Source organism: Streptomyces durocortorensis, from assembly GCF_016901035.1.
Classification (GTDB): Bacteria; Actinomycetota; Actinomycetes; order Streptomycetales; family Streptomycetaceae; genus Streptomyces; species Streptomyces durocortorensis.
The window spans coordinates 1-13,436 of the sequence record NZ_JAFEUF010000195.1 but is presented as its reverse complement, the minus strand read 5'-3'; the positions used below and the strand labels follow the sequence as shown (position 1 = coordinate 13,436).

Below are 13,436 nucleotides of genomic sequence, written 5' to 3'. Positions count from 1 at the left end.
TGCAGCTCCCGGACGGCACCCCGGCCGACACCGCCCGCCTCCCCGCCCGAGGGTGAGGACCGGCCCGCACCGGCCGTCGTCCACGAGCGCGCCCACTCGGCCCCGCCGCCCGCCCGGCCCGAACTGCCCAAGCGGACGAACCAGGAGAGCCTCGTCCCGCAGCTCCGGGAAGCACCCGCCCCGCGCGTCGAGGACGAGCACGCCCTGCACGACCCGGGTCTCATGGCGGCCTTCCGGCGCGGTGTCGACCTCGCCGAGGCCCAGAACGCCCAGGAGGAGAGCCCCGACACCGGGTACGGGAACCCCGGCGGCACCGGGACCGGCGGCCAGACCGCGCTCGACGCCCCCCTGGAGTCCCTCTCGCCCCTGCCCGTACGCGGAGCCACCGCCCCGCCCGACCGCCCCGGCCCGGCCCGGGCATCGCGGCCGGACCACGCGCTGCCCGCGGGCGGCCTGCCCGTACCGGACAGCTACCCGCCCGACGCGTACCCGCACGACACCGCCGCGTACGCGCGCGGCAGTCACGCCGAAGACCCACACGACCGCGAGACGGGCACGCCCGGAGCGTTCGCGGCCGAGCCCTTCCTGCCGGGCCAGGGCGTCCCGGAACCCCGCAAAGACACCACCTTCAAGGAGTAGACACCATGACGAGCGATATGCCGTCCGGTCAGGTCTCGGACCTGGACTGGCTGCTGAGCGGGCTGGTCCAGCGCGTGCCCTACACGCGCAGCGCGGTGCTGCTCTCCGCCGACGGGCTGGTGAAATCCGTGCACGGCATGGACCCCGACAGCGCCGACCACATGGCCGCCCTGGCCGCCGGTCTGTACTCGCTGGGCCGCAGCGCCGGGGCCCGCTTCGGGGACAACGGGGACGTCCGGCAGGTGGTCGTCGAACTGGACTCCACGCTCCTGTTCGTCTCCACCGCCGGATCCGGCACCTGCCTCGCCGTCCTCGCCGGGCGCGAGGCGGACGCCGCAGTCCTCGGCTACGAGATGGCGATGCTGGTCAAGAGCGTCCGCCCCTACCTGACGACCCCGCTGCGGCAGCCGGCCGGGGCGCCCTTCACTCCGGGGATCTGAGGATGCCGGCCCCGCAGGACGGGCCCCTGCTCGACGACGCGGCCGGCCGGCTGATCCGCCCGTACACGATCAGCAACGGCCGCACCCGGCCGACCACCGCGTTCGACCTGCTGTCGCTGATCATGGCCACGGGCATCGAGCCGGACGTTCCGCTCGGCCCGGAACACACCATCGCCCTCGGCATGTGCGAAGGGCCGATGTCCGTCGCCGAGATCGCCGCACACCTCCGGCTGCCCGCGGTCGTCGCCAAGGTCATCCTCTCCGACCTGGTCGCCTGCGGCGCGGTCACCGCGCACGCTCCCGCTTTCCACGACATGCCCACCGACCGATCCCTGCTGGAGGCAGTGCTCGATGGTTTACGACGACAGCTCTGACCGCACCGGAACCTCCGAGTTCTTCCCCGTGGCCCTCAAGGTCCTGGTAGCCGGCGGATTCGGCGTCGGCAAGACGACGTTCGTGGGCGCGGTCAGCGAGATCGCCCCGCTGTCCACCGAGGAGCTGCTGACCCAGAGCAGTGTGGGGACGGACAACCTGGAGGGCGTCGAGTCCAAGACGTCCACCACCGTCGCCATGGACTTCGGCCGCATCACCCTCTCCGAGCAGCATGTGCTCTACCTGTTCGGCACACCGGGCCAGGAGCGCTTCTGGTTCATGTGGGACGAGCTCTCCAACGGCGCGCTCGGAGCGGTGGTGCTGGCCGACACCCGGCGCCTCGCCGAGTGCTTCGGCGCGGTCGACTTCTTCGAACGACGCGGCATCGGATTCATCGTCGCCGTCAACGAGTTCGACGGCGCCTACCGCTACGAACCGGACGAGGTCCGCTCCGCGCTCGACCTCGGGCCCGAGGTGCCCGTCGTCCTGTGCGACGCCCGGATCGCCAGCTCCGGCACGGGTGCCCTCGTCACGCTCGTACAGCACCTCATCAACGCCACCTCGGCCCCCGCCCCACTCCAGACCTTCGGAGCCCACCCGTGACATCCTTCGCCACCGGCCGGATGCTCCTCACCCCCACCGACCGGCACGGCCCGGCCCGCGCACAGCGGCTGCGCGAACTGGACCTCGGCGAACGCCCCGACGCCTCCTACGACAACTTCGACGCCTTCGCCGACAAGGTGGCCGAAGTCACCGCCTCGCCCTTCTCGATGGTCAACTTCATCGACGAGAACCGGCAGTTCTTCGCCGGACTGCACACCCCGGCGGGCAACCGCGGTGGCCAGGACCTCGGTTCGGCAGCGGCGGGCAGCAACCGCAGCAGCCGCTACATGGCCCGCGACCACGGCTACTGCCCGCACGTCCTCGTCCGGCGCAAGGCCCTCGTCCTGGACGACGTCTGCGACTACCCGCGCTTCGCGGGCAATCCGGTGGTGGACGACATAGGCATCCGCTCCTACCTCGGGGCGCCGCTGATCGACCGCACCGGCATCGCGCTGGGCACCGTCTGTGCCGTCGACACCGTGCCACGGCCCTGGGGGCGGGCGGGCCTCGACACCATCAAGTCGCTCGCCCATGAACTCGTCCGCCAGATCGACGACCGGGAGGGCCACCGCACCGTCTGACACCCCCGCTCCGCCCCGGTTGTGCGACGCGGGCGGTCAACTCCCGGGCGGAGCACCGGTACTGCCCCGCAGGACCACGTTCCCCTCGATCCGCAGGACCCGGGAGCGCCCCGCCCCCGACGGCGTCCGCAACGCGAGGGCGATCACCTGCTCGCCCATCTCCGTGAGCGGCAGCGCCACGGTGGTCAGCGGCGGCGACACCTCCCGTACGACGGGGATGTCGTCGAACCCCGCGAGCGACATGTCCTCGGGGACGCGCACACCGGCCTCCCGCAGTGCGGCGAGCGCGCCGACCGCCATCACATCGGTCACCGCGAAGACGCAGGTGGGCCGCGCACCCCCGGCGGCCAGCAGCTGACAGGCCGCCGCGTGCCCGCCCTCCCGCGTGAACGCGCCCCGCACCACCCGCCGAAGGGTGATGCCGGCGGCAGCGAGCCCCTCCCGAAATCCCGCCAACCGGTCGGCCACCGTGGTCAGTTCGGGTGGCCCGCTGAGCACTGCGAAGTCCCGGTGCCCCAGCGCCACCAGCGAGGCCGCGAGCGCCGCCGCCCCGGCCCGGTTCTCCGGCTGGACGGTGTCCACCCGCATGGACCGGTGCCGGCTGACCACCGCGACCCGGCCGCCCGCCCGGACGTACGGCTCCAACTCCGCGTCCATCGCCCGCTCCCAGGCCCGGTCCTGGAAGCCGGAGCCGATCAGCAGGATGGCCCGCGCCCGCTGGGCCCGCAGCATCGAGACGTACGCGATCTCCCGCGCCGGTTCGCGGAAGGTGGAGGCGAGCATCACCAGCAGGTCCTGCTCGGCGGCCGCCCGCATCACCCCGCTCGCGATGCCCGCGAAATACGGGTCGCCCACGTCGTGGCAGATCAGCCCCACCGTACGGTTGCCCTCGGGGCTCGCGAGGGCCTGGGCATGGGCGTTGGGGATGTAGCCGAGGAGATCGGCCGCCGCGCGCACCCGGCCGCGCAGATCGTCGCGGACCCGGGTGGTGCCGTTGAGGGCGCGGGACGCGGTGGCGAGCGAGACGCCAGCCTCGCGCGCCACCGCGTCGAGCGTCACATGGGCGGCGGGGGCCCGTCGTCGCGTATCGGGGTGGACCGGTGTTTCCCGTTCACTCAACTCGACCCCCAGGGGTGCGGTGGTGGCAGGGCCCCGAAACTTCGGGACGACCTCTTGACCGTGCGCGGGAGCAGTCATTAGCGTGGCGGCACCTTACCAGAAAGCGCTTTCTGAAAGCGCCTTCACGGTTCGGGTCCGCAGCATCGCAGCATTGCACAGCTCTCCACAACTGCCCCCGAAGTCCAGGGAGTTCACCGTGAGCCAGAGCGCGCTTACCAAGCGCCCCGCCGATGTGGCGGGGGTCGCCCGCAGGGCCGGTCCCACGGCGGGGGAGCGGCTCGCCCGCGCGGCGGAGCAGAGCTGGCGCCCCCTCGCCCTGCTGCTGGCCGTCCTGGTGGTCTGGTGGGTGATCGCTGCCGCCGAGCTGATCGAGGCCTATCTCGTGCCGTCGCCCGGCGCGACGCTCGACGTCCTGACCTCGAAGGCCGGATACCTCTGGCAGCACACCTGGGTGACGACGTACGAGACGCTCCTCGGCTTCGTCATCGCGGTCGCCGTCGGTGTGCTCGCGGCGGTCGTGATGGTCTACTCCTCGACGGTGGAGCGCACGCTCTACCCGATCCTGCTCTTCGCCCAGGTCGTGCCGAAGATCGCCATCGCCCCGCTGTTCGTGGTGTGGCTCGGGTTCGGCATCGCGCCCAAGATCCTGATCGCCGTGCTCATCGCCTTCTTCCCGGTGGTGATCTCGATGGTCACCGGGCTCAAGGCGGTCGACCCGGAGATGCTCCAACTGTCCGCCACCATGGGGGCGAAGCCCTGGCAGACCTTCGTGAAGATCCGCTTCCCGGCGTCGCTGCCGCACCTGTTCTCCGGACTCAAGGTGGCCGTCACCCTCGCGGTGACCGGGGCGGTCGTCGGCGAGTTCGTCGGAGCCAACGAAGGCCTCGGCTACGTCATCCTCCAGGCCAACGGCAACCTTGACACCCCGATGCTCTTCGCGGGGCTGCTGGTGATGTCGCTGATCGGCGTCGTGCTGTTCGTCGTCGTCGAGATCGCCGAGAAGCTGCTCCTGCCGTGGCACGCCAGCCGCCGGGAGTCCTCGGCCACCACCACGTTCTGAACCACGCACCGACCTCCTCGTGAGAAGGGCCAGCCCATGCATGCGCGCAGACTCCTGATCGGTGTCGTACCCCTCGTCCTGGTGTCCGCCACCGCCTGCGGCGGCGAGGACGCGTCGACCAGCACCAGCGACTCCGGCAAGAAGCTGGACAAGGTCACGCTGACGCTCAACTGGTATCCGTACGGCGAACACGCGCCGTTCTACTACGGCAAGCAGCAGAAGATCTTCGAGAAGCACGGCATCGACCTGGACATCCGGGCGGGCCAGGGCTCCCAGAAGACCGTCCAGGCGACGGCAGCCGGACAGACCGACTTCGGCTGGGCCGACACCCCGGCCCTGCTCGCGGGCGTCGACCAAGGTGTGAAGGTGAAGAGCCTCGGCGTCTTCCTCCAGACGACCCCGGCCTCCGTGCAGTCCTTCGACGCGAAGGGCATCGAGGGGCCCGGCGATCTGAAGGGGCGGACGATCGCCGGGACGGCCGGGGACGCGCTGTCGAAGACCTTCCCGATCTTCCTGAAGAAGAACGGCATCGGGGAATCGGATGTCACCGTCCAGAACACCGACCCGGCGGGCAAGATCGCCGCGGTGATCTCCGGCAAGACGGACGGGCTCCTCGGCTACGCCAGCGACCAGGGTCCGACCATGCAGGACAAGGCCAAGAAGCCGGTCTCCTACCTCCGGTTCTCCGAACACGGCCTGAACTTCTACTCCAACGGGCTGCTCGCCGGGCAGAAGATCCTCGCCTCCAAGCCGGAGGTGGCCCAGCGGATGGTCAAGGCGGTCAGCGAGGCGTGGGCGGCCGCCGCGAAGGCGCCCGAACCGGCGGTGGCTGCCATGGAGGGGGCATCCGAGCAACTGCCCCCGAAGACCGTGCTGTCCGAGCAGTTCACGACGACGCTGACCCTGCTCCACACGGCGGCCACCGAGGGCAAGGCGCCCGGCGTCAACACCGAGGCGGACTGGCAGCAGACCATCGATGTCTTCGCGGAGGCCGGCATGGTCACGAAGCCGAAGGCGGTCGGGGACTACTGGGACACGAAGACGGCGCTGAAGGGATGACGATGCCGAAGCAGCAGACGACCCCGCGCGCCCCGGTCGCCGCCGCGGGTGCGGGCCCGGCCGCCGGGGTCCGGCTCGCGGACGTGGCGGTCCGGTTCCGCGGCAAGAAGCGCGACGTCACCGCGCTCAGCGACGTATCGCTGGACGTGACGCCGGGCGAGTTCGTCGCGATCGTCGGACCGTCCGGGTGCGGCAAGTCCACGCTCCTCAAACTGGTGGCCGGCCTGCTCACCGCCTCCTCGGGGGAGGTCCTGCTCGGCGGCGAGCGCGTCACCGGGCCCCGGCACGACATCGGTTACGTCTTCCAGCGCGCGGCCCTGCTGGAGTGGCGCTCGGCGCTGCGCAACATCCTGCTCCAGGCCGAGATCCGCCACATGGAACCGGCGCAGGCGCGCGGCCGGGCCGACGAGCTGATCCGGATGACCGGGCTGACCGGCTTCGAGGACGCCTACCCGCACGAGCTCTCCGGCGGCATGCAGCAACGCGTCGCGCTCTGCCGGGCGTTGCTGCACGAACCGCCGGTCCTGTTGATGGACGAGCCGTTCGGCGCGCTGGACGCCCTCACCCGCGAGCAGATGAACACCGAGCTGAACCGCATCTGGCGCACCACCGGCACCACGGTCCTGCTGGTCACCCACTCCATCTCGGAGGCGGTGTACCTGGCCGACCGGGTCGTGGTGATGAGCCCGCGCCCCGGCACCGTGACGGAGATCATCGAGGTGGGCCTGCCCGCCGAACGCGACTACAGCGAGACGCTGGGCCGCCCGGAGTTCCGCGCGGCGGCGGCCCACATCCGCGACCTGCTGGGGGCGGTGTCCGCGCACGACTGAGGCGGCGGCGTACGGGGCGAGGTGTAGGTGCCGGGCAGGCTCTCCTGCCCGGCACCGGCGCGTTCACGGGTCGTGGGGCGCCGGGCCGGAGACCTGAGCCCGCACCGCTTCGGCCGCGACGCCGACGGCGCGCAATCTCTGCGCCAGCAGCTCGATCTCGGGCCCGGTTCCGTGATGGCCCCCACTGAGTATCAGCTCCAGCAGGGCCCGCGCCTCGGGGAGTGTCGATCGCCGTCGTCCCGCAGAACGCGGAGGATCGGCAGCCGGCGGGCAGGGACTTCCGGCAGGACCAATCGGGCCGCGCCGTGTTCGGTGAGCACCCGGGTGCGCAACCGGTCGGGAAGCGTGTCGCCGCAGACCAGCGCCGTCGACCCGCAGCCGGGACACAGGTGCTCCTCGTCCCACCGCAGCCGGTCGCCCACCACGGCCTGCGTTCCCGAGCAGTGCTGGGCCGCCCCGCAGGCATCACAGGGGGCCGACCAATGGATCGTTGCGCAGTCCACCGTGACCGCACCTCTCTCGGTAGGCAGGCTCATTTCCGTTAAGGGCTCTAACCGGAGCTATTGCGAGGTGCTGTAGCTGTGGTTACAGTCTCTAACAAACGTGAACACCCCGAAGGGACATCTCATGGCCATCACCCACGCCCTCCACACCGTCCTCGGCTCCGGCCCCGCCGGTACCGCCCTCGCCCGTGAGCTGGTCCGCCGGGGGCACCCCGTCCGGCTGGTCGACCGGTCGGGCAGCGGTCCCGCGCTCGATGGCGTCGAGCGGTACGCCGCCGATGTCGCCACCTCCGCAGGCGCCCGCGCCGCCGTGGCCGGGGCCGCCGTCGTGTACCACTGCGTCAATGTCGGCTATCACCTCCAGGTGGAGGTGATGCCGGAGATCCAGGAGGCGGTCCTCGACGCCGCCGAGGCGGAGGGCGCGCGGCTCGTCGTGCTCGACACGGTCTACCCGTACGGGGAAACGCACGGCGCGGTGATGACCGAGGACACCCCGTGGAACGCCACCACCCGCAAGGGCCGGATGCGCGCCGAGCTGGACGCCCGCTACCTGGCCGCCCACCGCGAGGGCCGGCTCCCCGTCGTCCTCGGGCGTTCCGCCGACTTCGTCGGGCCCGGGGTCCTCAACTCCACGCTCGGCGGGGCCGTCTTCCCGGCCGCGCTCACCGGGCAGCCCGTGCCCGCGCTCGGCGACATCGACCTGCCGCACAGTTACACGTACATCGAGGACGTCGCCGTGGGTCTCGCCACCCTCGGCGAGCACCCGGACGCCGACGGCCGGGTCTGGCACCTGCCCACCGCGCCGGCCCGCACCACCCGCGAGATCCTCGCGCTGGTCGAGGAGCGCACCGGCCGGCCCATCGACGTGACCGTCGTCGCCGAACCCCGCCCCTTCGGCCCGTTCGACGAGACCTTCATGGCGGAGTACGCCGAGATGTTCTACCAGCACACCGAACCGCAGATCCTCGACTCCTCCGCCATCGAGAAGGCCTTCGGGCTCACCCCCACCCCGCTGGGGACGGCACTGGACACCACTCTCGCCTGGTACGGGGAGTTCCTCGCCGCCCACCACTGAGACGACGGACGCGGTCCGGCCCCGGGCGCCGTACCGCACACCCGGGGCCGGACCGCGCATGCCACGGCTCAGTAGCGCAGCCGGGACAGGTACCGGTAGCTGGCCCTCGCCGAGGCGAACGGGTCGGCCGGGGCGTCGTGCTCCACCAGCCACTGCCTCACCCCGCCCTGCCGCGCGGTGTCGAACATCGCCGGGAAGTCCAGGATCCCCGACCCGACGTCCGCGAAGTCCCCGTTGGGCGCCATGTCCTTCACGTGGAGGGCGGGGAAGCGCCCCCGGTGCCGGACGAACAGTTCGCCCGGGTCGGACGAGCCGCCGTCGGCCGCCCAGTACAGATCCAGCTCGAAGCCGACCAGCTCCGGATCGGTCTCGTTCAGCAGGATGTCGTACAGGCTGACGCCGTCCACCACTTCATGGTCGCTGCCGTGATTGTGGTACAGCAGCTTGAGCCCGGACTCCCGGGCGGCCTGACCCGCCCGGTTGAACTGCCGTGCCACCTCCCGGTATCCCTCCGGCGAGTGCAGCGATCCCGGCAGGCTCGGGACCACGATCCACTGACCGCCGAGCGTGTGGACGTCCTCCAGCGCCTGCGGCAGCCCGGAACCGGTCACGATGTCGTAGCCGACGTGCTCCAGCACCGCCTTGAGCCGGACCCGGTCCAGCATCCGCCTTATCGCGGCAGGGGAGTTGCCGTGCCGCCCGCTGACGCCGACCGTCGCGTACCCGATCTCCGCCAGCTGCTCCAGCGTCCCCGCGAAGTCCGCCGCGAGCGGCGTCCGCATGGTGTACAGGTGCATCCCGATCCCGGACGGCGGGATGCGCCGGCAGCCCCGCCGTCCGTTCGCGGCGGCCGGGACCGCGCCGAGCCCGACGGCGGCCACCGCCCCCAACGCCGTACCGAGAAAGGCTCTTCGGGCTCCGTTCACGTGCTGCGCATCCACGGCGCTCCTCACTTCACGTCGATTCACGTTGCCCCGACTCACTTCACGTCGACGCGGACGGCGCCGGTGGTCGTGTCGCCCTTGTCGTCGGTGACCGTCAGGCGCGCGGTGTACGCGCCCTTGCGGTCGTAGGTGTGCGTCGCCGTCGCGCCCTCGGGCCCGGACGGCTTCGCGTTGTCGCCGAAGTCCCAGTGGTACGAGGCGATCGTGCGGCCCTCGGCGGGCTCGACCGTGCTGCTCAGGGAGACGGCCAACGGCGCGGTGCCGGAAGCCGGTTCGGCCTTCACCGCCACCGTCGTCCCGCCCTCCTTCTCCACGCCCGGGCCGTTGAAGTGCAGCCAGTCGACGGAGAGCAGATCGGCCTTGTCGGGGCTCCAGTCCGGGTTGGTGAAGACCGCGTACAGCGTGGTCGAGCCGCCCGGGTCCTTCAGCTCCGTCGTCGGGGAGATCACCTTCTCGTAGCCACCGGTGTTGGGGATGTCCACCGAGCCCAACAACTCCCCGGTGGGGGAGCCGGCCCGGAACTCGACCGTGCCGCCGAGCCCGCCGGAGGACGCGCCGACCGTCACCGAGTCGACGTTCCTCAGGTTCACCGGCTCGAAGGCGATCCAGTCGCCGTCCTCGATCTCGATCAGCCGCTTCCCGCCGGACGCGTCGGCCCGACTGCCGATGTCCGCACCGCCGTTGGCGCCACCCGTCTCCGTGCGGTGCTCGGCCTCACGGAAGGAGGTGCGCAGGGTCAGCGAGGTGGAGCCGGTCAGCGCGGGTGCGTCCGGGGCGCCCTTGTCCTCGTACTGGGCGGTGATCCCGTAATAGAGGTTCTGTCCCGGACCGTGGCTGTCCCCGGCGTCCGTGACGATCTCCCCCGCGCAACCGGTGTAGTTGTCCAGTGGATGCAGATGGGTGTCATGGCCGAGCTGCGACTGCACCACGACCCGCGAGCAGTCGATCGGGCCGCCCTCGTCGTCCTCCGCATCGGTCACCGTCACCGTGAAGGGGATGGTGTCCCCGAAGCTGAACATCCCGCCGTCCGGCGGCTGTTGGATCGTCACCTCGGGCCGGGTGTTGCCGACCGTGATGTCCTGCACCGCGAGCGCCGTCAGTTCGTCGGGCCCGGTCACGATGAGCCGCGCGGTGTGCAGCCCCCTGGCGGTGTACGTGTACGAGGGGTCGGCATCGGTCGAGTCCGTGGTGCCGTCGCCGTCGAAGTCCCACGCGTAGCTGACCGGTTGGTCTCCGGGCAGGCCTGATCCCTCGCTGGAGAACTCCACGGTGAGCGGGTCCGGTCCGCTGTCCCGGTCGACGGAGATCTTGGCGTCGGGCAGCCGGCCGTCGCCCACGTAGTCGATCCGGTAGATCCCCGCGCCCTCGTTGCTGCCGCCCCGGCCGGTGCCGCTGCCGAGGCCGAAGTCGATGACGTACATCGCACCGTCAGGTCCGAAGTCCGCGTCGAAGGGCTGGTTCCACTCCATGTCCTCGAAGATGCCGTTGATCGACTGGAGGTCCCCCGCCTTCACCGGGTCGAACCGGGGGTCGGTGAAGGTCTGGTCCTCGCTCTGGAAGGAGAACGTCTTGAACCAGCGCCGGGTCAGCTCGTAGTTGAACGCCTTCCCTTCGAAGTACTCGGGGAACTTGGTGCGATAGGTGTTGTCCGGGTCGTAGTCGTAGACCGGACCGCCCATCGGACCACCGCCCCCGGTGCCCACCTCCGGGAACTCGGCCGATGCGGAGTACGCGTACCAGACCGTGGCGGGCTGGGCCGGTGGCAGCTCCCGCAGACCGGTGTTGTTGGGCGAATCGTTGACCAGCGCCCCGCAGTCGAACTTCGGACCGGACTTCTTGGTGGCGAAGTCGTAGTCGTTGAAGGGGGTGTTGTTCCCGATGCAGTACGGCCAGCCGAAGTTGCCCGCCTCCGTGATCCGGGTGTACTCGACCGTGCCCTCAGGACCCCGGTCCGCCTTCGCCTCACGGGCGTCCGGGCCGTAGTCCGCGACCATCAGGGCTCCGCTGATCGGATCGGTGGTGATCCGGAACGGGTTGCGCATCCCCATCGCGTAGATCTCGGACCGGGTCTTCTCCGTACCCGGGTCGAAGAGGTTCCCCTCGGGGACGGAGTACGTGCCGTCGTCCTCCGGGGTGATCCGCAGGACCTTGCCCCGCAGGTCGTTGGTGTTGCCCGCGGTCATCTGCGCGTCCCAGGCGCGGCGGCCCTCGCCCTCGTCGATCGGCGTGAAGCCGTCCGAGGCGAACGGGTCGGTGTTGTCGCCGGTCGCCGCGTACAGGTTGCCGTCCTTGTCGAAGGCGAGCGAACCGGCCATGTGCGAGTTGGCCCGGCCCTCGCCGCGCAGGGTCGGCACGGTCAGCAGCCGCTTCTCGGAGGCCGGGTCGACGGTGTTGCCGTCAGCGGTGAAGCGGGACAGGTTCAGCCGCTTCTCGACCTTGTCGGAGTAGAGCAGATACAGCCAGTTGTTCTCGGCGAATCCCGGGTCGAGCGTGAGCCCCAGCAGTCCGTCCGACTGGCTGGTCATCTCCGGGGTGTACGCGAAGTCCAGCGCGGTGGAGACCTTCATCGTCTCCTGGTCGATCACCTTCAGCTTTCCCGTCCGCTGGGCGAAGAACACCCGCCGATCGGGGGCGACGGCCAGCTCGAACGGGTCGGCCAGATCGCTCGTGGCCAGCGCGGTCCGCTGGAACGAACCGGTGCGCGTCGCGGTGCAGTCGCCCTCCGCCGCACCAGCCGCCCACTGGATGCCGCCGAGCAGATGCTGGACGAACGCCTCCTCCTGGAAGGCCGCCTTGTCGTGCCCGCCCGCCGTGAACCAGGACCGGCCCCCGTCGTAGTTCTGGCACCAGGAGAACGGGTGGTCCACGCCCTCGTCGAGCCCGTCGATCCCGTCGCGCACCTTGATCTGGGCGAGGGTGTGCACCTTGGACGTGGGGTTGGTGCGCCAGTTGTACCACTCCTCCTGGCGCTCCCAGAGGTCGGGAAGGTGCTGGGTGGAGGGGTGCGCGTGGTCGAGGACCTTGATCCGGCCGGTCTGCGGGGTGGGGTGCTTGTCGAAGATCGCCCCGACCAGGCCCTCGTACCACTCCCAGTCCCGCTCGCTGGCGGACGCGGAGTGCAGCCCGACCCAGCCGCCGCCGGCCTGGATGTACCGCTGGAGCGCGGCCCGCTCCTCGGCGTTCAGCAAGTCACCCGTCTCCGGCGTGGAGTTGGTGTTGTTGAAGACGACCGCCTGGAAGCGGCCGAGGTCGGCGTCGTTGAAGACCGAGGAGTCGGCGGTGGCCTCCACCTCGAAGCCGTGCTCGGCTCCGAGCTTCTTCACGGCCTCGATCCCGGCCGGGATCGAGGGGTGATCAGAGTTGGTGACCTCGGAGTAGACGAGGACCCGGTACGAAGCCGCTGCCTGAGCGCCGGCCGGCGACGCCACCAGCAGGGCGAGGACCAGCGCCAGGAGCGAGGTGACGGCGATGAGGGGGGACGGGCCGCCGGGGGATCGGCCGACGCGGCCGGCCCGGCGTAACGAACGGCGTCTCATGGGGCGCTCCCTGTGCGGTAGAAGCCGACTGTGGGGTGGATAGAAAGCGCTTTCTGAAGTACGCCGTTCAGAGTAGGTTCAGCCCTTCGGCGGGGTCAATGGGTCTGCAGAGCCCGCCGTGCCGGGCGAGGCGCGGGGTTGCGCGGGGCCCGGGCGCGGGGTTGCGCGGGCGGGCGCACAGCATGGGTGAGCCTGCCCGTACGCATCCGGGGGCGCGGGTTTGCTGGGGCAGGGCGCACGGCACGAGCCGGACGGCACGGTGGCGGCCGGCCGCGGGGTGGACGTCGGTGCCGGGAGCTACGGTCGAATCCCGGCAGCACACCGCCGGGCCCTCGAACGGGAGGCCGGGATGACCGCCGACGCCACGATCTCCGCAGCCGATGTCCGCTCGGCCGCGCTGTCCCTGCCCGACACCACCGAGAAGCTCGCCTGGGGGCAGCCCACCTTCCGGGTGGCGGGCAAGATCTTCGCCTCGCTCGGCGACGACGAGACGGCGATGGGCGTGAAGTGCCCGCAGGAGGACCGCGCCGAGCTGATCGCCGCCGAGCCGGAGAAGTTCTTCATCCACGAGGGTCACGACGACCACTACGCGTGGATGCGCGTCCGGCTGGCGGCGCTGGAGGACAGGGGCGAGCTGGCCGCCATCCTCGCCGACTCCTGGCGGCAGGTCGCCCC

Annotated in this window: 13 protein-coding genes and 1 pseudogene; 10 read left to right on the top strand and 4 right to left on the bottom strand. The window is 71.0% G+C overall.

Features of this window, described 5'->3' with window-relative positions:
* The 5 genes and pseudogenes from JS521_RS27265 to JS521_RS27245 all read left to right on the top strand — a co-directional run.
* Positions 1–639, top strand: a pseudogene (locus tag JS521_RS27265) (ATP-binding protein); the annotation flags it as partial.
* Positions 640–644: 5 nt separating this feature from the next.
* Entirely contained in the window at positions 645–1,079 is a 435-nt protein-coding gene (locus JS521_RS27260; protein ID WP_006128963.1) for a roadblock/LC7 domain-containing protein, read from the top strand.
* Positions 1,080–1,081: 2 nt separating this feature from the next.
* Positions 1,082–1,453 carry a DUF742 domain-containing protein gene (locus tag JS521_RS27255; RefSeq protein ID WP_205085616.1) on the top strand — a complete coding sequence of 124 codons (372 nt, stop codon included), beginning with the start codon at positions 1,082–1,084 and terminating at the stop codon, positions 1,451–1,453.
* Positions 1,431–2,054: a GTP-binding protein gene (locus JS521_RS27250; RefSeq protein WP_205085615.1), complete on the top strand. Its 624-nt coding sequence runs from the start codon at positions 1,431–1,433 to the stop codon at positions 2,052–2,054. The genes JS521_RS27255 and JS521_RS27250 overlap by 23 nt, the downstream gene beginning before the upstream one ends.
* A complete protein-coding gene (locus JS521_RS27245) occupies positions 2,051–2,635 on the top strand; it encodes a GAF domain-containing protein (protein ID WP_205085614.1) in 585 nt (194 codons plus the stop codon). Before JS521_RS27250 ends, JS521_RS27245 begins: the two co-directional genes overlap by 4 nt.
* A gap of 36 nt (positions 2,636–2,671) precedes the next feature.
* On the opposite strand, the gene JS521_RS27240 is transcribed toward JS521_RS27245, so the two are convergent.
* Positions 2,672–3,694: a LacI family DNA-binding transcriptional regulator gene (locus tag JS521_RS27240; RefSeq protein ID WP_205085618.1), complete on the bottom strand. Its 1,023-nt coding sequence runs from the start codon at positions 3,692–3,694 to the stop codon at positions 2,672–2,674.
* Positions 3,695–3,950: 256 nt separating this feature from the next.
* Here JS521_RS27240 and JS521_RS27235 point away from each other — a divergent pair, with 256 nt between their 5' ends.
* The 3 genes from JS521_RS27235 to JS521_RS27225 are packed head-to-tail and all read left to right on the top strand — an operon-like array spanning position 3,951 to position 6,703.
* Positions 3,951–4,814 (top strand): ABC transporter permease, encoded by an 864-nt coding sequence (locus JS521_RS27235; RefSeq protein WP_205085613.1) that lies wholly within the window; start codon positions 3,951–3,953, stop codon positions 4,812–4,814.
* Between the two features lie 36 nt (positions 4,815–4,850).
* A complete protein-coding gene (locus JS521_RS27230; RefSeq protein WP_205085612.1) occupies positions 4,851–5,873 on the top strand; it encodes an ABC transporter substrate-binding protein in 1,023 nt (340 codons plus the stop codon).
* Positions 5,870–6,703 carry an ABC transporter ATP-binding protein gene (locus JS521_RS27225; RefSeq protein WP_205085611.1) on the top strand — a complete coding sequence of 278 codons (834 nt, stop codon included), beginning with the start codon at positions 5,870–5,872 and terminating at the stop codon, positions 6,701–6,703. Before JS521_RS27230 ends, JS521_RS27225 begins: the two co-directional genes overlap by 4 nt.
* 191 nt (positions 6,704–6,894) lie before the next feature.
* Here the strand turns inward: JS521_RS27225 and JS521_RS27220 are convergent, their stop codons facing one another.
* A complete protein-coding gene (locus JS521_RS27220; RefSeq protein ID WP_239487894.1) occupies positions 6,895–7,206 on the bottom strand; it encodes a hypothetical protein in 312 nt (103 codons plus the stop codon).
* Positions 7,207–7,330: 124 nt separating this feature from the next.
* Between JS521_RS27220 and JS521_RS27215 the strand changes: the two genes are divergently transcribed.
* Entirely contained in the window at positions 7,331–8,281 is a 951-nt protein-coding gene (locus JS521_RS27215) for an NAD-dependent epimerase/dehydratase family protein (RefSeq protein ID WP_205085610.1), read from the top strand.
* A 68-nt stretch (positions 8,282–8,349) separates the two neighbouring features.
* Here JS521_RS27215 and JS521_RS27210 read toward each other — a convergent pair whose 3' ends face one another.
* Positions 8,350–9,078: a sugar phosphate isomerase/epimerase family protein gene (locus JS521_RS27210; RefSeq protein ID WP_307847960.1), complete on the bottom strand. Its 729-nt coding sequence runs from the start codon at positions 9,076–9,078 to the stop codon at positions 8,350–8,352.
* 182 nt (positions 9,079–9,260) lie between these two features.
* Positions 9,261–12,761, bottom strand: coding sequence for a ThuA domain-containing protein (locus JS521_RS27205; RefSeq protein WP_205085609.1), 3,501 nt, complete (start codon positions 12,759–12,761; stop codon positions 9,261–9,263).
* Positions 12,762–13,110: 349 nt separating this feature from the next.
* On the opposite strand from JS521_RS27205, the gene JS521_RS27200 reads away from it, so the two are divergent.
* A partial coding sequence (locus JS521_RS27200; RefSeq protein WP_205085608.1) for an MmcQ/YjbR family DNA-binding protein occupies positions 13,111–13,436 on the top strand: 326 nt, incomplete at its 3' end.